The sequence below is a fragment of the Mesorhizobium sp. XAP4 genome (genome assembly GCF_029269325.1).
GTDB lineage: Bacteria > Pseudomonadota > Alphaproteobacteria > Rhizobiales > Rhizobiaceae > Mesorhizobium > Mesorhizobium ciceri.
Genome location: NZ_JARIXW010000002.1, coordinates 638,375 through 657,166, shown reverse-complemented (window position 1 = coordinate 657,166; position 18,792 = coordinate 638,375). Strand labels below are relative to the sequence as shown.

Annotated in this window: 18 protein-coding genes and 1 pseudogene; 9 read left to right on the top strand and 10 right to left on the bottom strand. The window is 63.3% G+C overall.

Going from position 1 to position 18,792, the window contains the following annotated elements; translation table 11 throughout:
• Positions 1-87 precede the first annotated feature (87 nt).
• Positions 88-1,586 (bottom strand): annotated as a pseudogene (locus tag P3C39_RS12090) (amidase).
• A 152-nt stretch (positions 1,587-1,738) separates the two neighbouring features.
• Between P3C39_RS12090 and P3C39_RS12085 the strand changes: the two are divergent.
• The 4 genes from P3C39_RS12085 (at position 1,739) to msrB (ending at position 4,498) form a co-directional block, all read left to right on the top strand.
• Positions 1,739-2,278, top strand: a complete 540-nt coding sequence (locus tag P3C39_RS12085) for a sigma-70 family RNA polymerase sigma factor (protein ID WP_063169719.1) — start codon at positions 1,739-1,741, stop codon at positions 2,276-2,278.
• A complete protein-coding gene (locus P3C39_RS12080; RefSeq protein ID WP_224620816.1) occupies positions 2,275-3,003 on the top strand; it encodes an anti-sigma factor in 729 nt (242 codons plus the stop codon). Before P3C39_RS12085 ends, P3C39_RS12080 begins: the two co-directional genes overlap by 4 nt.
• Before the next feature lie 220 nt (positions 3,004-3,223).
• On the top strand, positions 3,224-3,781 hold the full coding sequence (locus tag P3C39_RS12075; RefSeq protein WP_013528492.1) for a fasciclin domain-containing protein: 558 nt from the start codon (positions 3,224-3,226) through the stop codon (positions 3,779-3,781).
• 213 nt (positions 3,782-3,994) lie between these two features.
• A complete protein-coding gene (gene msrB, locus P3C39_RS12070) occupies positions 3,995-4,498 on the top strand; it encodes a peptide-methionine (R)-S-oxide reductase MsrB (protein WP_013528493.1) in 504 nt (167 codons plus the stop codon).
• A gap of 196 nt (positions 4,499-4,694) precedes the next feature.
• Here the strand turns inward: msrB and P3C39_RS12065 are convergent, their stop codons facing one another.
• Both P3C39_RS12065 and P3C39_RS12060 read right to left on the bottom strand, forming a co-directional pair.
• Entirely contained in the window at positions 4,695-6,290 is a 1,596-nt protein-coding gene (locus P3C39_RS12065) for a DHA2 family efflux MFS transporter permease subunit (protein ID WP_275953284.1), read from the bottom strand.
• A 22-nt stretch (positions 6,291-6,312) separates the two neighbouring features.
• Positions 6,313-7,512 carry an HlyD family secretion protein gene (locus tag P3C39_RS12060; protein WP_275953285.1) on the bottom strand — a complete coding sequence of 400 codons (1,200 nt, stop codon included), beginning with the start codon at positions 7,510-7,512 and terminating at the stop codon, positions 6,313-6,315.
• Positions 7,513-7,644: 132 nt separating this feature from the next.
• Between P3C39_RS12060 and P3C39_RS12055 the strand changes: the two genes are divergently transcribed.
• Positions 7,645-8,379, top strand: coding sequence for a TetR/AcrR family transcriptional regulator (locus tag P3C39_RS12055; RefSeq protein WP_013528496.1), 735 nt, complete (start codon positions 7,645-7,647; stop codon positions 8,377-8,379).
• A gap of 91 nt (positions 8,380-8,470) precedes the next feature.
• Here P3C39_RS12055 and yihA read toward each other — a convergent pair whose 3' ends face one another.
• The 3 genes from yihA to P3C39_RS12040 all read right to left on the bottom strand — a co-directional run bounded on the left by yihA (position 8,471) and on the right by P3C39_RS12040 (position 10,204).
• Entirely contained in the window at positions 8,471-9,130 is a 660-nt protein-coding gene (gene yihA / locus P3C39_RS12050; RefSeq protein ID WP_013528497.1) for a ribosome biogenesis GTP-binding protein YihA/YsxC, read from the bottom strand.
• Positions 9,127-9,765 (bottom strand): CatB-related O-acetyltransferase, encoded by a 639-nt coding sequence (locus tag P3C39_RS12045; protein WP_027161114.1) that lies wholly within the window; start codon positions 9,763-9,765, stop codon positions 9,127-9,129. The genes yihA and P3C39_RS12045 overlap by 4 nt, the downstream gene beginning before the upstream one ends.
• A gap of 124 nt (positions 9,766-9,889) precedes the next feature.
• Complete coding sequence (locus P3C39_RS12040; RefSeq protein ID WP_024502096.1) at positions 9,890-10,204, bottom strand: hypothetical protein; 315 nt, start codon at positions 10,202-10,204, stop codon at positions 9,890-9,892.
• 178 nt (positions 10,205-10,382) lie between these two features.
• Here P3C39_RS12040 and P3C39_RS12035 point away from each other — a divergent pair, with 178 nt between their 5' ends.
• The 3 genes from P3C39_RS12035 to P3C39_RS12025 are packed head-to-tail and all read left to right on the top strand — an operon-like array spanning position 10,383 to position 13,661.
• Complete coding sequence (locus tag P3C39_RS12035; RefSeq protein ID WP_275953286.1) at positions 10,383-10,838, top strand: MarR family winged helix-turn-helix transcriptional regulator; 456 nt, start codon at positions 10,383-10,385, stop codon at positions 10,836-10,838.
• Positions 10,831-12,123, top strand: a complete 1,293-nt coding sequence (locus P3C39_RS12030) for an HlyD family secretion protein (RefSeq protein WP_275953287.1) — start codon at positions 10,831-10,833, stop codon at positions 12,121-12,123. The genes P3C39_RS12035 and P3C39_RS12030 overlap by 8 nt, the downstream gene beginning before the upstream one ends.
• On the top strand, positions 12,120-13,661 hold the full coding sequence (locus P3C39_RS12025) for a DHA2 family efflux MFS transporter permease subunit (RefSeq protein ID WP_275953288.1): 1,542 nt from the start codon (positions 12,120-12,122) through the stop codon (positions 13,659-13,661). Before P3C39_RS12030 ends, P3C39_RS12025 begins: the two co-directional genes overlap by 4 nt.
• A 183-nt stretch (positions 13,662-13,844) precedes the next feature.
• Here P3C39_RS12025 and P3C39_RS12020 read toward each other — a convergent pair whose 3' ends face one another.
• The 4 genes from P3C39_RS12020 to rpmH form a co-directional block, all read right to left on the bottom strand.
• Complete coding sequence (locus tag P3C39_RS12020) at positions 13,845-14,405, bottom strand: fasciclin domain-containing protein (protein ID WP_013528503.1); 561 nt, start codon at positions 14,403-14,405, stop codon at positions 13,845-13,847.
• Positions 14,406-14,582: 177 nt separating this feature from the next.
• Positions 14,583-16,394: a membrane protein insertase YidC gene (gene yidC / locus P3C39_RS12015; protein WP_013528504.1), complete on the bottom strand. Its 1,812-nt coding sequence runs from the start codon at positions 16,392-16,394 to the stop codon at positions 14,583-14,585.
• A 14-nt stretch (positions 16,395-16,408) separates the two neighbouring features.
• Complete coding sequence (rnpA, locus tag P3C39_RS12010; protein ID WP_013528505.1) at positions 16,409-16,762, bottom strand: ribonuclease P protein component; 354 nt, start codon at positions 16,760-16,762, stop codon at positions 16,409-16,411.
• A gap of 16 nt (positions 16,763-16,778) precedes the next feature.
• Positions 16,779-16,913 (bottom strand): 50S ribosomal protein L34, encoded by a 135-nt coding sequence (rpmH, locus tag P3C39_RS12005; RefSeq protein WP_008833937.1) that lies wholly within the window; start codon positions 16,911-16,913, stop codon positions 16,779-16,781.
• Between the two features lie 277 nt (positions 16,914-17,190).
• On the opposite strand from rpmH, the gene P3C39_RS12000 reads away from it, so the two are divergent.
• Positions 17,191-18,693 (top strand): HAMP domain-containing sensor histidine kinase, encoded by a 1,503-nt coding sequence (locus P3C39_RS12000; protein WP_275953293.1) that lies wholly within the window; start codon positions 17,191-17,193, stop codon positions 18,691-18,693.
• Positions 18,694-18,792: the final 99 nt, after the last annotated feature.

The window sequence follows — 18,792 nt, the reverse complement described above, 5'->3', positions numbered from 1 at the left end:
AGATCGGTAAGGACGGCGGCGTCTTAGCGGGAATTGGCGCCGCCCGCAAATGGCTTTGCTGTCATATTCGAGCGCCTCACGGCCTCGTCATCGTGTCGGCACCATCAGCGGCGCCCTGCGGCCCAGCCAACCTGAGATCTTCTCCATCTGCGCGGCGAGCGACAAAAGCGTCTCCTCGTCGCCCGGACGGCCGGCAGCCTGGACGCCGATCGGCAGACCGGCGTCGGTGACATGGACCGGCAGGGCGATCGATGGCTGGCCGCTGACATTCTGGATCGCCGGCCAATGGGTGAACCAGAGGCTCTTGTCCATCAACTGGCCGAAGAACGGCTTCAGCTTCAGCAAGGGCGTCAGGTGAAGCTTGTCGAGCAGGTTCTCGATGAGGTCGTCGGCGCCTTTCGGATCCATTGCGCCGCAGGCAAGCGGCGGGTGGGCAATGATCGGCATCAGCACGGCGTCATACTGCGCGGTCTCTGCGATCAGCCGCCGTGAGGCGGCATGCAGCCGCTGCAGGTCGGCATAGGTCTCGCCGGCCGACACCAGTTCGCCGAAGCGGGCGAGCACGCGCGTGGCCCGCTCGATGTCGCCAGCAACGGAACGGCCGACGCGCAGCGCTTCGGCCCGCATCGTGCCAGCGACGGCGGAGGCAACCGTCCTGCAGAAATCGGCGAAGAAATCGCGGCCGATAAAGGGCAAGTCGATCTCCTCGACCGTGTGGCCGCCCTCGCGGGCAAGCGCCACCGCCGTGTCGAGCGCCTCGAGCGTCTCGTCCGAGATCGGCAGGCCAAGCGGCGATTTGCGGTACACGGCCAGGCTGAGCTTGCCGGGATCGCGCGCGGCGGCAGCCGCGAACGTGCCTTTCGGCCGCGGCGCGGCATAGGGCGACAGAGGATCGGGCCCGTGGGTCAGGTCGAGCAGCAGCGCGCAATCGCGCACCGAACGGGTGAGCGCATGGTCGACGACCATGCCGTACCAGCTTTCGCTCACCAGGGGCGTCAGCGGTGTACGGCCGCGCGACGTCTTCAGGCCGACAAGCCCGGTGCAGGCGGCAGGCACACGGATCGAGCCGCCGCCATCGGAGGCATGCGCCACCGGCACGACGCCGGCTGCGACCAGTGCTGCCGAACCGCCCGAAGAGCCGCCGCTGGTATGGCCGGTGTTCCACGGATTGCGGGTGATGCCAAAGGCCCTGGATTCGGTCATCAATCGAAGCCCGTGCTCGGCGATGTCGAGGTGACGATCGGGATAAGTCCGGCAGCGAGATAGCGGTCGGTCAGCGCCGAATTGACGTCGGCCAGCCATGCCGGAATGCGGCTGCCGCCATGCGTCGGCACGCCCTTGATGGCGATGCCGAGATCCTTGATGGCGAAGGGAACACCAGCCAGCGGCAGCGAGGGGTCGACGGTCTTGGCGCGGGCGCGGGCAGCATCGTAGAGCGGTTCGGCCGTGGCATTGATGTCGGGACGGGTGGCCTCGGCGCGGGCAATCGCGGCGTCGGTCAGTTCGACGGCCGAAACCTCGCCCTTGCGGACCAGATTGGCGAGGCCCGTGGCATCTTCTTCCCAAAGGATCCGTTCGACCGACATGCGCGCTCCCCCATCAATGAAGGCAAGCTAGCCAGTGGCAATTCCATTGGCAATCGACCGACGGATCCGGGCCGGCGACACACAAAAGCTTAGGCGTGCACAAGGTTATTTCCGTCGTTGCAAATACATGGCAATCGCCTAATTTGCCTGCAATGACGCCGCAGGACATCACCAAGCTGATCGTTCGGACTTCGATGAAGGATCGGGCCGCGTTCGATCTGCTTTACCGGCAGACCAGCGCGAAACTTTTTGGCGTCTGTCTTCGTGTATTGAACGACCGGGGAGACGCGGAAGAAGCGCTGCAGGAAGTCTTCGTTAAGATATGGACGAAGGCCGACCGTTTTGCTGTTTCCGATCTAAGCCCGATCTCCTGGCTGGTGGCAATCGCGCGCAATCATGCGATCGATCGCATCAGAGCGCGGCGCAACCCCGCCGCCGACATCGATGCCGCGCTCGACGTGGCCGATCCGGCGCCGGGGCCTGAAGCGATGGCGGTGGCGGGCGACGAATCCGAACGTATCCACCATTGTCTCGATGAGCTGGAGAAGGACCGGGCAGCAGCCGTCCGGGGCGCCTATCTCAAGGGCGAGAGCTATGCCGAACTGGCGGAGCGCCATGGCGTGCCGCTGAACACGATGCGTACATGGCTGCGCCGCAGCCTGTTGAAACTCAGAGAATGCCTGGAAAGATGACGCTGGCAGAAGACACAGGACCGGAACGTGGAGGCGACGACCTGCTCGCCGCCGAGTACGTTCTCGGCGTGCTCGATGCCGACGAACGCCAGATCGTCTCTCGCCGCATCGATGCGGATACGGTTTTCGCCCGTCTTGTCGAGGACTGGGAGGTCAGTCTCTCACCGCTTGCCGCCGCCTATCGGGAAGTCGAGCCGCCGGTTTCGGTGAAGACCGCGGTCGACCGCCGCCTGTTCGCTACCGCTGCCGCGGTGAGCAGGCCCGCCGAAGTGCGCGGCGGCCTGTGGTCCAGCCTGGCCTTCTGGCGCGGCCTTGCCGCAGCCGCGGTTGCGGCACTGGCGATTTACATCGCCGTGCCCATTCTCAACCCACCGGTCGAGCAGCCGCAGGCGCGACTCGTCGCTTCGCTGGCCGCCGAAGGCAGCGACGTCAAATATCTTGCCGTCTACGACGCCGCGCATCACGAAGTCGGCCTGTCGCATGTCTCCGGTGAGCGTGCTTCCGGCAAGGACTTCGAGCTGTGGATGATCGAGGGCAAGAACCCGCCGGTCTCGATGGGCGTCATTCCGGCAGGTGCAACGGCGCATATTATCGTCTCGCCGGCGGCCCATCAGAAACTTGCCCAGGGCGCGGTGCTTGCCGTCAGCCTCGAGCCGTCGGGCGGTTCGCCGACCGGACAGCCGACCGGACCGGTGGTTGCCGCTGGCGACCTGAAGAGCATCTGACCGGCTCTTCACCTGAAAAATCACAACAGACTATCATAAGTCTATCCTTCGCTGAACATGCCCAAGACAGCATGTCGGCAGGCGGCCGATGGCTCGGGAAATCCCTCTGCGCCATGGATAAAATCAAGAATCACAATATTTCTGAAACTCGGGCGAGTTTGTTCCGTATCTCCTCGCGTCCCCAAAAATGGGAAGAGAAAAACCCGAGGAGTTCGACATCATGCGTAGATACGCCACCCTTTTGCTCGCCGGTACGATCGCCGTTTCGGCCCTTGCCACCGCCGCCTACGCCGAAAACCCGATGGTTGGCGGCGCCGCCATGTATGCCAACAAGAACATCGTCGAGAACGCCGTGAACTCGAAGGATCACACCACGCTGGTCGCCGCCGTGAAGGCCGCCGGCCTTGTCGAGACGCTGCAGGGCGCCGGTCCGTTCACCGTGTTCGCGCCAACCAACGAAGCCTTCGCAGCCCTTCCGGCCGGTACGGTCGAGACGCTGCTCAAGCCCGAAAACAAGGACAAGCTCACCAAGATCCTGACCTGCCATGTCATCGGCGCCAAGGCGATGGGAGCAGATGTCGCCGCGATGGCCAAGGCTGACGGCGGCACCCACAAGGTCAAGACGGTCGGCGGCTGCGAATTGTCGCTCAAGGCCGACGGCGGCAAGGTCACGGTCACCGACGAGAACGGCAATGTCGCCAATGTGACGATCGCCGATGTCGAACAGTCCAATGGCGTCATCCACGTCATCGACAAGGTTCTTTTGCCCAAGATGTAACAAGGGGCTTGCTGCCGGCGAACTGACGGCAAGGACCCTCCGTCGATTGCACGATCCCGCTCCCGTGATCCGCAATTGGCCCGTGCACTTCGCGCCCGCCTGCATTCGGATGTGGGAGGGCGCGGAGTGTTCGTTCGAGGGGCTACCGTCACCGGCTTTTGATTTCCGCGCGGCGGTGTAGTTTGGCAAAAAGGACATCAGGAGGAACTGGTCATGAACCGTCGCGACTTTCTTTTGAGCGGTGCCGCCGCCATCGGCGTGATCGGGGCCGCGGCAACGATGCTGCGCATGGGCGATCCGCAGGCAGCACAAGCGGCCGAGAGCTTCGAGGTCGTCAAGACCGACGCCGAGTGGAAAGCCATCCTGTCGCCGGCCGCCTTCGACGTGCTGCGCAAGGAAGGCACGGAGTACCCCGGCACCAGTCCGCTGCTCAACGAACACCGCAAGGGCATTTTCGCCTGTGCCGGCTGCGACCTGCCGGTCTATTCGTCGGAGACGAAATTCGATTCCGGCACCGGATGGCCGAGCTTCTGGCAAGAGATCCCCAAGGCGATTGGCACGACCGTGGACAGGTCGCTCGGCATGACGCGTACCGAGGCACATTGCCGCCGCTGCGGCGGCCATCTCGGCCATGTCTTCGACGACGGTCCGGCGCCGACCGGCCTGCGCCACTGCATCAACGGCGTCGCGCTGACCTTCAAACCCGCCACGGCCTGAGTCCATAGACTCGAATGCAAAAAACTCCGGGCTTGCGGCCCGGAGTTTTTACGCGGTCAGAGCTTTTCGGGCGTGGACTGGAGGAGCTTCCCGAAACCGCTGCCCACGTATCCTTGTCTTGTCGCAATCTCCAAGGGAAAGCGCTGCGCGCTTTTCCCGGGAAACCGCCTTACACTTTTCCTGGAATTGCTCCGTATCAGTGCCCCCCACCGCCGCCGCCACCCGGTACGGCCGGCTTGCGGATCAGCATGGTGAACAGGCCAAGCGTCGCAAACAGCACCGTCAGCATGAAGAACACGTCCATGAAGGACAGCAGCGCCGCCTGCTGCTGGACCATGCCAGACAACTTGGAGATCGCAGCGCTTGTGGCGTCGAGGCCGGGGGTCTGCTCGAAATTGCGGGTCATGTTCTGCAGCTTGGCCTGCGCGGCTTCACTGCCCCATTGCACATGCTCGGAGAGCCTTGCGTAGTGGAAGGCGTTGCGGTCGATCAGCACGGTGTTGATCAGCGCAAGGCCGACGGCACCACCAAGGTTGCGGGTGAGATTGAACAGGCCTGACGCATTCTTCAGCCGCTCGGGCGGCAAGGTGCCGAGCGCGATGTTGTTGATCGGAACCATGCACAGCATCATCGAACAGCCGCGCAGGATCTGCGGGATGAGCAGCTCATAGAAATCCCAGTCGGCGGTCAGATGCGTCATCCACCAGGTGCCGGTGGCGAAGCCGAAGAAGCCGATCATCATCATCAGGCGCGGGTCCATCTTGTTCGACAGGATGCCCGAGATCGGCGCGGTGAAGAACATCGCCAGGCCGCTGACGAACAGAGCCTCGCCGATCATCATCGAATCGTAGCCGCGGATGCGCCCGAGGAACACCGGGTAGAGATAGGTCAGGCCGTAGAGACCGATGCCGATGACGAACGAGAACAGCGAGCCGAAGGCGAAGTTGATGTTGGTGAAGGCCTTCAGGTCGACGATCGGCTCCTCGGCGGTGAATACGCGCCAGAAGAACAGCACCGCGCCGATGCTCATGACGATGGCGCAGATAAAGACGCCCTGGTCCTGCAGCCAGTCATTGTTGGGGCCTTCCTCGAGCACATATTCCATGCAGCCCAGGAAAGCCGCCATGCCGGCGAGGCCCCACCAGTCGAATTTGCTGAACAGCTTGAGGTTAGGCTTGTCGAAGTCGATCAGCGTCCAGGCCGCCGTTGTCACCAGGATGCCGGGCACGACGTTGACCAGGAACAGCCAATGCCAGGACATGGCATGGCTGATATAGCCACCGACGGTCGGGCCGATGGTCGGCGCCAGCGTCGCCACGAGGCCGATCATCGGCGAGACGACGGCGCGGCGCGAGGGCGGGAAGATGGTGAAGGCAGCGGCAAAGACGCTCGGTATCATGCCGCCGCCGATGAAGCCCTGGACGGCGCGGTAGACGATCATCTGGTCGATGTTGGTGGCGGTCGCCGCCAGCGCACTGGCCGCGGTGAAGCCTGCCGCCGAGATGGTGAACAGCACGCGCGTCGACAGCATCCGGCTGAGAAAGCCCGACAGCGGGATCATCACCACTTCGGCGATCAGGTAGGCGGTCTGCACCCACGGAATTTCGTCGGAGCTGGCGCTCAGGCCGGCCTGGATCTCCGACAGCGAGGCGGAGACGATCTGGATGTCGAGGATGGCCATGAACATGCCGAACACCATCGCCAGGAAGGCGATGACGCGCCGCGTCGAAATGGTGTCAGGCACAGCCGGCCTCGCCGGCGGCGCTCCTGCTGTCAGGGTTGCGGTTGCCATGGCATTGCTCCCCGGCCGCCGCTCAATTCGACGCTGCCACTGACGCCGACCCGGATGGGGCGGTGCGGCTGTCGACGGCGACGACGACGCTCAGGCCGGCGCGCAGCTTACCGCTCTTCAGCGCATCGGCCGGCACATCGATGCGGACCGGAACGCGCTGCACGACCTTGGTGAAGTTGCCGGTGGCATTTTCGGGCGGCAGCAGCGAGAACACGGCACCCGAAGCCGGCGCCAGCGACGAAACGGTTCCCTCGAAGTCCTGGCCGTCGGTCGCATCGACCGAGATCTTGACCTTCTCGCCGGGAACCAGCCGGGCAAGTTGTGTCTCCTTGAAGTTGGCGACAATGTAGAGCTTGTCCATCGGCACGATGACGGCGAGCTTCTGGCCGGGGCTGACAAGGTCGCCCTGCTCGACCGAGCGGTTGCCGACGATGCCGTCATATGGCGCCTTGAGCACGGTGAAGGAAAGATCGCGCAGCGCCTTGTCATGGCTGAGCTGCAGGGACGCCAGCGTGCTCGCCGATTCCGCGCGCTGCGCCTGCAGCACGCCGATATTGGCTTGCGCGGCGGCGATCTGTGCGTCGGCGCCGACAAGGGCGGCATCGGCCTGCTGGACCGCGGTCTGGGCGTCGTCCAGCTGCGCCTGCGTGCCGACATGGGTCTTGAGCAGCTGGGAGGCGCGCGCCGCGACCTTGGCTGCGTTGTCGGCCGCGGCCTGGTCGGCGACCTTCTGCGCCTGGGCCTGCTGCAGCGAGGCGCGGGCCGCGTCGGTCTGGGCGTCGATACGGTCGAGCGTCTTGCTCAAGGTGGCGATCTGCGCCTCGGCCTGGGCGACGGCAATCTTGTAATCGCCGTCATCGACGACGAGCAGCGGATCGCCGGCCTTGACCAGCTGGTTCTCGCTGACCTTGACCTGATCGACATAGCCGGAAATCTTGGGCGAGATGAACGCCATGTCCGCCTGGACATAGGCATCGTCCGTCGAGATCATGAAGCGGCCCGTTGTCCAGTAGTCGTACCCATACCAGGCGCCGGCGCCCAGCAAGGCAACACCGATGACCGGCAGCAGGAAGGAACGCACCGAACGCTTCTTCCTGGCCGGAGCCTCTGCCGGCGGCGACGAGACGGGCTGGACAGGTACTTCCGGTGCTTCCGTCGCTGGCGCAACCTTGGCGTTGGGGAAGGGACGGACTTCGGCAGTGGTCGGCGCGTTCGAGGACATGACATCTCTCTAAAGTTATAATATAATACTGAACCGTTCGGTTCGATCCGGCCGTTGACATAGCGCGTAAAGAGGACCATATCAAGGGCAATCGAACCGCTTGGTTCGAATTATTTTCGAGGTGTGACTTTCATGGCCGAGACCCCGCCCAATGTCGAAAACGAGTCGTGTGACGACCTGTTGGAAAGCTTGCGCCGTGGCCGCCCGGCCGCGGGGCAGGATCCGGCCAAGCGCAGCCAGATCATCGACGGCGCCCGTCGTGTCTTCATCGACAAGGGCTTCGAAGCCGCCTCGATGAACGACATCACCCGCGAGGCCGGCGTCTCCAAGGGTACGATCTACGTCTACTTCGCCAACAAAGAAGAGCTGTTCGAGGCGCTGATCGAGGAAGAGCGCGGCACCATCTTCAAGAACATGTATGACGTGCTGGACAATGCCGACAACCTGCGCGAGACGCTGGTGAAGTTCGGCAAGGTGCTGGCTCTCAAGATCACGTCGGCCAAGGTCGTCCAAGCGCAGCGCACGGTGATCGGGGCATCAGACCGGATCCCCGACATGGGCGCGCGTTTTTACGAGCGCGGTCCCAAGCGTGGCCACGACAAGGTCGCGGCCTTTCTCAATGCCGCCATCGAGCGCGACCTGCTGCGCATCGACGATGTCGATCTTGCCGCCTATCAGTTCACCGAACTGTGCCTGGCCGGTCTGTTCCGCCAGTGCATCTTCGCCTACCGCACCAAGGCCCCGACCCAGGACGAGATCGACCACATCGTCAGGTCAGGCGTCAGCATGTTCCTGAAGGCCTACGGCACCGAAAGACTTGTGGCGGAAGAAGGCCATCAGACGATTGCTATCGAGGCCAAGCCCTAGCCAGACCATGCTCTAACTCTTTGTTTAGACGCAATTCTGGACGGAAAACCGCTTCACACTTTTCCTAGAATTGCTCTAAGGTGCGGATGCTTTAGCCGCCATTGGCGGCAAGCACGATGGCTGCCTGCAATTCCTCAAGGCCCTCGGCCTTTTCAGAAGAGGTGGCCAGCACGAACGGGAACGCCGCCGGCCGCTTCTTGATCTTTGCCAGCGTCTCCTCGATCAGCCTCGGCACGCCGGCAGTCTTGATCTTGTCGGTCTTGGTCAGCACGATCTGGTAGGACACCGCCGCCTTGTCGAGCAGCGACAGCACTTCGTCGTCCTTGGCCTTGATGCCATGACGGGCGTCGATCAGCACATAGACGCGTTTCAGCGTGACCCGGCCCTTGAGGTAATCGAAGACCAGCTTGGTCCACTCGTCGACCTTCTCCTTGGGCGCGGTGGCGTAGCCGTAGCCGGGCATGTCGACCAGCGCCAAGGGCGGCAGGTCGGCGCCCTCGCCCGAAAATCCATCCGGCACGAAATAGTTGAGCTCCTGCGTGCGCCCCGGCGTGTTGGAAGTGCGCGCCAGCCCCTTCTGGTTGACCAGCGCATTGATCAGCGACGACTTGCCGACATTCGAGCGGCCGGCAAAGGCGATTTCCGGCGGCCCTTCCGGTGGCAGGAACTTCATCGCCGGCACGCCGCGGATGAAGATCCACCCTCGCGTAAACAGTTCGGTGCCGATTATGCTGCTGTTCAGAGCGTTCAAGCTGCTGCCTCCAGAAGAGAAATATTGGCACCCCGGATAGCATCGAGGTTGCGGCTGACCTTGTCTACCGGCCAGTCCCACCACGCCACCGCCAGCAGCCGCCTGATTGTCCGGTCGTCGAAACGCATCTTTACCACCTTGGCCGCGTTGCCGGCGACGATCGCATAGGGCGGGACGTCGTGCGTCACCACTGATTTCGCAGCGACGATGGCGCCGTGGCCGATTTCCACCCCGGGCAGGATCACCGCCTCCATGCCGATCCAGACGTCGTTGCCGACGATGGTGTCGCCGCGCACCTCCTTCGACCAGGTCGCCGGGTCAAAACCCTTTTCCCAGCCATGGCCGAAAATATTGAACGGATAGGTCGAAAAGCCGGACATGGCGTGGTTGGCGCCGTTCATGATGAAGCGCGCGCCCTCGGCGATGGCGCAGAACCTGCCGATGATCAGCTTGTCGCCTATGAACGGATAGTGATGCAGGACGCACTTCTCGGCGAATTTGTCCGGCCCGTCGGGGTCGTCATAATAGGTGAAGTCGCCGATCTCGATGTTTGGCGCGTTCACCAGACCCTTGAGGAAGCCGACGCGGGTATGCATCGGGATCGGGTGCTTGATGTCTGGGTTGGGTCCGTCCATGTCGAAATCCGTCAGAGAAATGGCCGCCGGGTGCATCCGAAACTCGAATGCGCCCGTTCAAAATAGCGTGATCCGCCCTATAGCACCAATCGGGCGACGAGCGAGCTTTCCTTGACGGCCTTGCTCATTTGCTGCCGCGGCAAATCACGATCGGATCGGACAGCGCACTGTCGAAACCGCTGCCCTGATAGACGGTGACATTCGTGGCGCCGGGCGGCAGCATGAAGCTGCCTTCAACGATTTTCTGGTCGCCGGCCGGCATGTGGAGAGCCCAGCTATAGGTGCAAAACTGAGGCGGCGCCTGGGGTTCGACGTGGCTGCAGTTCAATTGCGCGCCACCCAGCATGGCGGCGCCGCCGCAACTGACGGCGCCCTTTGCGAGCGCAATGCCCGGCCATCCCGCAATGGCCGCCACGGTCGCGATCTTCAGCCAATTCATCGTCGTAACCTTGCCCGGCAACAGCCTGCTACCTGAGCCTTTTGGTGGGTCGCAGCCCATGCGTCATTTTTTCCAGGCGGGCTTAGTCCGTCTTGCGCACCGCGTCCAGCAAGATTATGTGCATGATGATAATAAGCATGCTCACTAATAGTCGCGCCGAAAAACTCCAGTACCTCCCATGCCATCGTCACCCAACATCAGCTTCGTGCTGCACGATGTCGCGCGCCTGCTTCGAAAGCGGTTCGAGCAGAGGTCGCGGGCATCGGGGCTGACCCGCGCCCAGTGGCAGGTGCTGGCCTATCTCAGCCTGCATGAAGGCATCCACCAGAACAAACTGGCGGACCTGATCGAGATCACGCCGATCACGCTCGCCCGGCTGCTCGACAAGATGGAAGCAAGCGGGCGCCGGCCCGATCCCGCTGACCGCCGGGCATGGCTGCTGTACCTGAAGCCGCAAGCCCATCCGCTGATCGAAATCATGCGCGGCAATGGGCGGAAGACGCGTGACGAGGCCTTTGTCGGCCTTTCCGCGGATGCGCAACTGCATCTGCTGCAAACCCTATCCCTCATCAAATCCAATCTGCTCGCGGCTTGCGCCCAGCCTGCCGCCGACCGGGAGAAAACACATGGCTGAATCAACCTCACCAAAGAAGCCTGTCGAAGAAGACGGATCCGCCGCCGACCGGGCGCGCGACCAGGTCATCCGGCTGGACAGCGAACGCGAGCAAAGGCGAGCCAGCACCGTCATCGACAATGACGAGCTCGAAGCACCGGTCGCCCTGGAGCCGGCGGCGCTTGAGGCTCCGTCCAAGGAGCCACGCCAGGCCGGGGTTGCGGTGGCGCCTCCGGCGCCGGTCAAGCCCAAGCGCGGCCGGGCACGGCCGATCCTGTTTGCCCTGCTTCCGTTCGCGCTGGTCGTCGGCGGCTATTACTACGTCATCGGCGGCCAGGTCATGACGACCGACAATGCCTACATCCAGGCGCAGTCGCTCGGCGTTTCCACCGATGTCTCCGGCACTGTGTCCGAGATCGACGTGCACGAGAACGAGGCGGTGAAGAAGGACCAGGTGCTTTTCCGGTTGCGGCCGGCCTCTTTCGAAACCGCTCTTGCCGCCGCCCAGGCACAGCTCGGCACAGTGCGCAACCAGGTGCTGACCTTGCAGGCGAGCTACCAGCAGTCGCAGGCGCTGATCGAGCAGGCGCAGGCCGACATCCCCTATTACGAGGCCGCTTTCCAACGCCAGCAGGATCTGCTCAAGACCTCCACCTCCTCGAAGGCGACCTTCGACAGCGCCCAGCACGACCTCGTCGCCGCCCGCCAGAAAGTGTCCGTTGCCCAAGCGCAGGCACAGGCGACGCTTGCCCAGCTCGGCGGCGACGCCAGCCAGCCGGTGGAGAAGAACCCGTTCTATCTCCAGGCGCAGTCGGCGGTGGACGACGCCCAGCGCAACCTTGCCGATTCCTTCGTCAAGGCGCCATTCGACGGCATCGTCACCAATGTCGACGCGCTTCAGGTCGGCAAGTACCTGCCGGCTTCGCAGCCGGCGTTCAGCCTGATTTCGGCGACCGATCTGTGGATCGCGGCGGAGCCTAAGGAAACCGAACTGACCTATGTGCGGCCGGGACAGACGGCGACGATCAGCGTCGACAGCTATCCCGGTGCCGTCTGGCACGGCAGGGTCGCCTCGATCAGCCCGGCGTCGTCGTCGAGCTTCTCGCTGCTTCCGGCGCAGAACACCACCGGCAACTGGGTCAAGGTCGTGCAACGCATTCCGATGCGCGTGACGGTGGACGATCTCCAGGGCAAGCCGCCGCTGCGCGGCGGGATGAGCGTCGTGGTCGGCATCGATACCGGCCATGCGCGCGGCCTGCCGGACTTCGTGACGGACCTCCTCGGTCGGTTCGGACAAAAGTCATGACCGGCGCGTCCGCGACAGGTGGCGTGGTCGCCAATCGCGGCGCCATCACCGCCTGCGTGATCCTGGCCGTGATCATGCAGGCGCTGGACACCACCATCGCCAATGTGGCGCTGCCCTATATCCAGGGCAGCGTTTCGGCCAGCGCCGACCAGATAAACTGGGTGCTGACGTCCTACATCGTCGCGGCAGCCGTCATGACGCCGCCTTCGGGCTATATTGCCAATCGCTTCGGCCGCAAGCGCATCCTGCTGATCTCGATCACCGGCTTCGTCGTCGCGTCGGTGCTGTGCGGCTTCGCGCAGTCGCTGCCGCAGATCGTCGGCTTCCGCCTGCTGCAAGGCCTGTTCGGCGCAGCCCTGGTGCCGCTGGCGCAGAGCATCCTGCTCGACATCTACAGCGTCGAGGAGCGCGGCTCGGCGATGGCGCTGTTCGGCGTTTCGGTGATGGTCGGGCCGGTGCTCGGGCCGGTCATCGGCGGCTGGCTGACCGAGAATGTCAGCTGGCGCTGGGTGTTCTACATCAACGTACCGATCGGCGCGCTGGCTTTCGCTGGCGTCTCGATGTTCGTCCAGGAAACCAAGACGGACCTCAAGGCCAGGCTGGACTGGCTGGGCTTCGGCATGCTCAGCGTCACCATCGCGTCGCTGCAGATGTTCCTCGATCGCGGCGAGCAGCTCAACTGGTTCTCGTCGTCCGAGATCATCGTCGAGGCGCTGATCTGCGCGTCGGCCTTCTACATCTTCCTCGTCCACACCTTCACCGCCAAAAACACCTTCGTGAACCCGCGGCTGTTCCTCGACAGGAATTTCGCCGTCGGCATGATCTTCATCTTCATCATCGGCATCACCTATCTGGCCTCGCTGGCCCTGATGACGCCCTATCTGCAGACCCTGATGGGCTATCCGGTGGTGACGGCCGGCATCGTCATGGGGCCGCGCGGTCTCGGCACCATGGCTTGCATGTTCCTGGTCGGCAGACTGATCGGCAAGGTGGACACGCGCTGGCTGCTTCTAACCGGCCTGCTGGTCACCGCCTGGGCGATGTACGACATGACCGGCTGGACCCCTGATGTCTCGCAATGGACGATCATCAGCACCGGCTTCATCCAGGGCGCGGGCCTGGGTTTCCTGTTCGTGCCGCTGACCACCATCACCTTCGCCACGCTGGCGCCGGAGCGGCGCGCGGAAGGCACCGGACTGTACAATCTGTCCCGAAACATCGGCTCCAGCGTCGGCATATCGGTGGTCACCGCGCTGTTGACGCAGAACGTGCAGATCAACCACGCCAATATCGCCACCTATGTGACGCCCTACAACCAGGCGTTCAGCAATCCGGCGATCTTCCAGGCAATGGATCCCTACAGCGCCGCGGGCCGCGCCGCGCTCGACGGCGTGGTCACGCTGCAGGCCACGATCATCAGCTATATGAACGACTTCAAGCTGATGATGATCCTGTCGCTTGCTGCCATTCCGCTGGTTCTGTTGCTGCGCAAGCCGGCGACTCCGGCCAAGATCGACCACAGCGCCGTGATGGAGTGACGACGCTCGAAACTTATCCGGCTGCACAGGCAACAGCCAAAAAGAAACCGGGGTCCTGTGAGGTACAGGACCCCGGCCGATGCCGATACGACTTCCCAAGAAACATGGCACCTCGTCATGAGGCGGGGATAGCAGGCCCGAGAAAGCCCCAACGGACCTGCCTTGATCCCATGCCGAAAGCCGTTACTTCGGCAACAACACCTTGTTGACGACATGGATGACGCCGTTCGACTGGTTGACGTCGGCGATCGTCACTCGCGCCTCGCCGCCTGACTCATCCATGATGTAGAGCTTGCCCTTCTTGACTTCGGCGGTCAGCGTGTCACCGGAGACGGTCTTCATCTCGTACTTGCCGCCCATCGCCTTGGCCTTCTTCATCATCTCGGCGCCGGAGATCTTGCCGGCCACGACATGCGCGGTCAGCACCTTGGTGAGCTTGCCCTTGTTCTCCGGCTTCAGCAGCGTGTCGACGGTGCCCTTGGGCAGTTTCGCAAACGCTGCGTTGGTCGGGGCAAAGACGGTGAACGGGCCAGCGCTTTGCAGCGTGTCGACCAGGCCGGCGGCCTTGACCGCAGCGACCAGCGTCGTGTGGTCCTTCGAATTGACGGCGTTCTCGACGATGTTCTTGGTTGTGTACATCGGCGCGCCGCCGACATTCGGGTTCTTGGCATAGGCGGGCGCGGCAATCGCCACGCCGGCGACGAGTGCGGAAAGGGCGATGATCCTGAATGACGGCAAGCGCATGTGGTCTTCCTCCGTGTGAGGGCTGATCGGAATTGATAGCCTTTGGAAACGCACAGGCAGTCACGCCGCCGAGGGGGCGCAAGTTTCGCCGATCACGGGAACGTGATGCCGGAGCTGCTTAAACGAAAAGCCCCGCGCGAGGCGGGGCTTTGAAGGCTGGAGAAAGCGCTGCGCCTTCTATTCGGCCGGTGATGGTTTCTTTCGGAACAGCGCGACCAGATTGTCCCACAGCTCGATCTTGGCGCCCTGGCGCTTCATGATGATGCCCTGCTGGAGGATCGACAGCGTGTTGTTCCAGGCCCAGTAGATGACCAGGCCGGCCGGGAAACCCGCCATCATGAAGGTGAAGATGACAGGCATCCAGGTGAAGATCGCAGCCTGCGTCGGATCCGGCGGCGTCGGGTTCATGCGCATCTGCAGGAACATGGTGACGCCCATGATCAGCGGCCAGACGCCGATCATCAGCATGTGCGGCAGGGTGACCGGAATCAGGCCGAACAGGTTGAACAGCGACGTCGGATCGGGCGCGGCCAGATCCTGGATCCAGCCGAAGAACGGCGCGTGCCGCATTTCGATGGTGATGTAGAGCACCTTGTAGAGCGAGAAGAAGACCGGGATTTGCAGCGCCACCGGCCAGCAGCCGGCAAGCGGGTTGATCTTCTCGGTCTTGTACAGCTCCATCATCGCCTGCTGCTGCTTCATCTTGTCGTCCGCGTATTTCTCGCGGATCTCGAGCATTTTCGGCTGCACCTTCTTCATGTTCGCCATCGACGCGTACGACTTGTTGGCGAGCGGATAGAAGATGGCCTTGACGATGACGGTGGTGGCGAGAATGGCCAGGCCGAAATTGCCGAAAAATTTGTAGAGCGTGTCGATCAGCCAGAACATCGGCTTGGTGATGAAGTGGAACCAGCCCCAGTCGATCAAAAGGTCGAACCGCTTGATATGACGGTCTTCCGCATAGGCGTTGATCTTGCCGACTTCCTTGGCGCCCGCGAAGATCTCGCTCTCCACCGTCGCCGACTGGCCGGCATCGACGGTGATCGGGTCGGTGAGGAAGTCGGACTGGTAGCGATGGCGGCCGTCCTCGAAATAGGCATAGCGCGGCTGGAACGGCTGCTTCTCGGTCGGCACCAGCGTCACCGCCCAGTATTTGTCGGTGATGCCGAGCCAGCCGTCGGTCGACTTGCCCGGCGTGAACTGCTTGTCCTTCTCGATGGACGCGTATTTGTGTTCCTGCAGGCCTTCCGTGCCGGTGAAGCCGATCAGGCCCTCATGCAGCACATAGGTGCTTGCAACGAGCGGCTTGTCGAAGCGGGTGACGCGGCCGTAATTGGACAGCGAGACGGCGGCCGTGCCGGCATTCTGCACCGTGTCGGACACCGTGAACATGTAGTTGGTGTCGACGGAAAAGGTGCGCTTGAAGGTCAGGCCCTTGTCGTTCGAATAGGTCAGCGTGACCGGGGTCGTCGGCGTCAGTGTCGCATTGCCGTCGACAGCCCACACTGTTTCGGGACCGGGCACCGCGCCGGTCTTGTCGTTGCCGACGAAGCCGATCTCGGCATAGTAGCCATTGGGCAGTGCTGCCGGATTGAGCAGGCTGATCTCGGGCGAGTTCTTGTCGACCGTCTCGGTGTAGTGCTTGAGCTTGAGGTCGTCGAGACGGGCGCCGGTCAGGTTGATCGAACCCTCGAGGCTCGGCGTGTCGATCTTCGCGCGGGTCGTCGTGGCGAGCGCCTGTTCGCGGCCGGCCGGCGTCACGGCATCGGTGCCGGGTGCGTTGGGAATGGCGCCAGGGGCGGCGGGCGTTCCGGTGTCGGTACCGGGATTGGTGCCGGCGGCCTTCTTCTGCTCCTCGACGCGCTGCTGTTCGACGCGGGCGGCCTCGCGCTGCGCTTCGCTGCGCGGCAACACATAAAAATATTGCCATACCGCCAGGATCAGCACCGACAGCGCGATGGTGATGAAGAAGTTCCGGTTGTTTTCCATCGAAAGCCCTTGGCCTATCGTGTTCCGCGCAGTCGGCGGGAGAGTTCGGCCTTCAATTGGCCGAACGGAGTGGTAAGCACGTCTTCGCGCCCGACGATGACATAGTCATTGCCAGGCGCCATGTCACTTGCCGCATGCGTACGGACGGCTTCTCGCAGCCGCCGCCGGACGCGGTTGCGGACAACCGCATTGCCGACCTTCTTGGTGACGGTGTAGCCGACGCGCGGCGACAGGCCGTCGCCGCGGTCGAGAACTTCGACGAGAAAAAGCCGCCCGCGTCGTTTTTCACCACGACGGACAGCCAGGAATTCCGCGCGCTTCAGAAGCCGCTTGGGATTTGGTCCCACTGGCTTGCCGGATGCGGGCAACGATCTCGTCTTCCGTTCAGGCGCTGAGCCGCTTGCGACCGCGGTTGCGGCGAGCTGCGACGACGCCGCGACCACCCTTGGTGGCCATGCGGGCACGAAAGCCGTGCCGACGTTTGCGGACGAGTTTAGACGGTTGGTAGGTACGCTTCATTTGTTTTAATACCGCGGGGTGCGGCCCTTCTTGATTCTGTCACTGTGTAACAGGAGCTTTGCCGGGCCGGCTTTGGCGCGATCGAAACCGCGCCGGGACGAATGGCCCGAGCGTGTGCGGGCTTATAGAAAGAAGGCTTTTGGAAGTCAATCCGGAGTCGTCGGGCCGAAAGCTTCGCCATTCAGGCCGGTTATGTTTGCGACCAAGGATGAAATTGGCAAAAAAGCCGTAATCGCCTAATCTGCGTTGATCAAGTGATCGTGAAGACATTAGCCGCATGAGCGAAACCATACAGGCACAGGAAGGGATCGGCACGGCGGGGTCCACCGAGGCGCCGGCCAGCGTGCGCACGGTGCCGCTGTCGCGCGGCCTGTCGACCAAGCTGCTGCTGCTGACCATCGTCTTCGTGCTGCTGGCCGAAGTGCTGATCTTCCTGCCCTGGATCGCCAGCTACCGGCTGAACTGGCTGAAGGAGCGGCTGAGCACGGCGGCGGCGGTGTCGATCGTGCTGGTGCAGGGTGAACCCACCTCGCTGTCGCGCACGGCGCAGAACGACGTGCTGATGGCGATCGGCGCCAAGGCGATCGCGGTGCGCGACGGAGGCGTCTCGCGGCTGCTGGTGGTGGCCGAAATGCCGCCGAAGGTCGACGAACACATCGATATCGCCTCGATCGGCATGATCAAGGGCATGACCGGCGCGCTCGACACGTTGTTTTTCGGCGGCAACCGTATGCTGCGCGTCTTCGGTCCGGTCGGCGACTCGGACAAGGAGTTCGAGCTTATCATGCCCGACAACAGCCTGCGCAACGCGATGCTGCGCTATTCGCGCAACGTCGCCTTCGTCTCGCTGCTGATCTCGCTGTTCACCGCCATGCTGGTCTACGCCGCCATCGACCTGATCATGATCGGGCCGATCCGGACGATGACGCGCTCGATGCTGTCTTTCTCCGAAGCCCCTGACGATCCCGGGCGGATCATCCATCCGGCTGCCCGCGCCGACGAGATCGGCGTTGCAGAGCGCGAGCTGTCGCAGATGCAGGAACGGCTGCAAAAAATGCTCTCCGAGCAGAAGCATCTTGCCGATCTCGGCCTGGCGGTTTCCAAGATCAACCATGACATGCGCAACATCCTGGCTTCGGCGCAGCTGATGTCGGACCGCTTGCGTCAGGTCAAGGATCCGACGGTGCAGGCCTTCGCGCCGAAACTGCTGCGCGCGCTCGACCGCGCCGTGTCTTATTCCGAAGGCGTGCTTCACTACGGCCGCACGCAGGAGCCGCCGCCGGCGCGCCGACGCCTGAGGCTGCGGCAACTGGTCGAGGACGTGCACGGCCTGCTGGACATCGAGCAAGGCATCGAGTTCGTCAATTCGGTCGAGCCGGCCTTCGAGGTCGATGCCGATTCCGACCAGTTGTTCAGGGTGCTGACCAATCTGTGCCGGAATTCCGTGCAGGCGATGGCGGCCGACAGTGAAAGCGCCCTGGTGCGCCGCCTGGCGGTGTCGGCCGTGCGCCTGGGCAGCGTCAGCCGCATCGCCGTCAGCGACACCGGCCCCGGCCTGCCGCCCAAGGCGCGCGAAAACCTGTTCGCGGCCTTTCGCGGCTCGGCGCGCAGCGGCGGCACCGGCCTTGGCCTGGCGATCGCGCACGAACTGATCCGCGCGCATGGCGGCACGGTCGAGCTGGTCGAGAGCATTGGCGGGCGCACCACATTCGCCGTCACCATCCCCGACCAGCCGGTCCGGCTCGACCAGGCCCGCAACGGCCTGCGCCGCCCGGCCTGAGGTTCTTGACCGGTTTCCGCTTGGCAACACCTAGCTTTTCGGTCTCACCCCTTCCTTCCAGAAACATGTCGCCCGCGAACGGGCTTTTGCCCTGAGAGG

Coding starts and splice junctions, on each gene's coding strand:
- P3C39_RS12085 (WP_063169719.1), top strand. CDS start 1,739: ATGACGCCGCAGGACATCACCAAGCTGATCGTTCGGACTTCGATGAAG.
- P3C39_RS12080 (WP_224620816.1), top strand. CDS start 2,275: ATGACGCTGGCAGAAGACACAGGACCGGAACGTGGAGGCGACGACCTG.
- P3C39_RS12075 (WP_013528492.1), top strand. CDS start 3,224: ATGCGTAGATACGCCACCCTTTTGCTCGCCGGTACGATCGCCGTTTCG.
- msrB (WP_013528493.1), top strand. CDS start 3,995: ATGAACCGTCGCGACTTTCTTTTGAGCGGTGCCGCCGCCATCGGCGTG.
- P3C39_RS12065 (WP_275953284.1), bottom strand. CDS start 6,290: ATGGCAACCGCAACCCTGACAGCAGGAGCGCCGCCGGCGAGGCCGGCT.
- P3C39_RS12060 (WP_275953285.1), bottom strand. CDS start 7,512: ATGTCCTCGAACGCGCCGACCACTGCCGAAGTCCGTCCCTTCCCCAAC.
- P3C39_RS12055 (WP_013528496.1), top strand. CDS start 7,645: ATGGCCGAGACCCCGCCCAATGTCGAAAACGAGTCGTGTGACGACCTG.
- P3C39_RS12045 (WP_027161114.1), bottom strand. CDS start 9,765: ATGGACGGACCCAACCCAGACATCAAGCACCCGATCCCGATGCATACC.
- P3C39_RS12040 (WP_024502096.1), bottom strand. CDS start 10,204: ATGAATTGGCTGAAGATCGCGACCGTGGCGGCCATTGCGGGATGGCCG.
- P3C39_RS12035 (WP_275953286.1), top strand. CDS start 10,383: ATGCCATCGTCACCCAACATCAGCTTCGTGCTGCACGATGTCGCGCGC.
- P3C39_RS12030 (WP_275953287.1), top strand. CDS start 10,831: ATGGCTGAATCAACCTCACCAAAGAAGCCTGTCGAAGAAGACGGATCC.
- P3C39_RS12025 (WP_275953288.1), top strand. CDS start 12,120: ATGACCGGCGCGTCCGCGACAGGTGGCGTGGTCGCCAATCGCGGCGCC.
- P3C39_RS12020 (WP_013528503.1), bottom strand. CDS start 14,405: ATGCGCTTGCCGTCATTCAGGATCATCGCCCTTTCCGCACTCGTCGCC.
- yidC (WP_013528504.1), bottom strand. CDS start 16,394: ATGGAAAACAACCGGAACTTCTTCATCACCATCGCGCTGTCGGTGCTG.
- rpmH (WP_008833937.1), bottom strand. CDS start 16,913: ATGAAGCGTACCTACCAACCGTCTAAACTCGTCCGCAAACGTCGGCAC.
- P3C39_RS12000 (WP_275953293.1), top strand. CDS start 17,191: ATGAGCGAAACCATACAGGCACAGGAAGGGATCGGCACGGCGGGGTCC.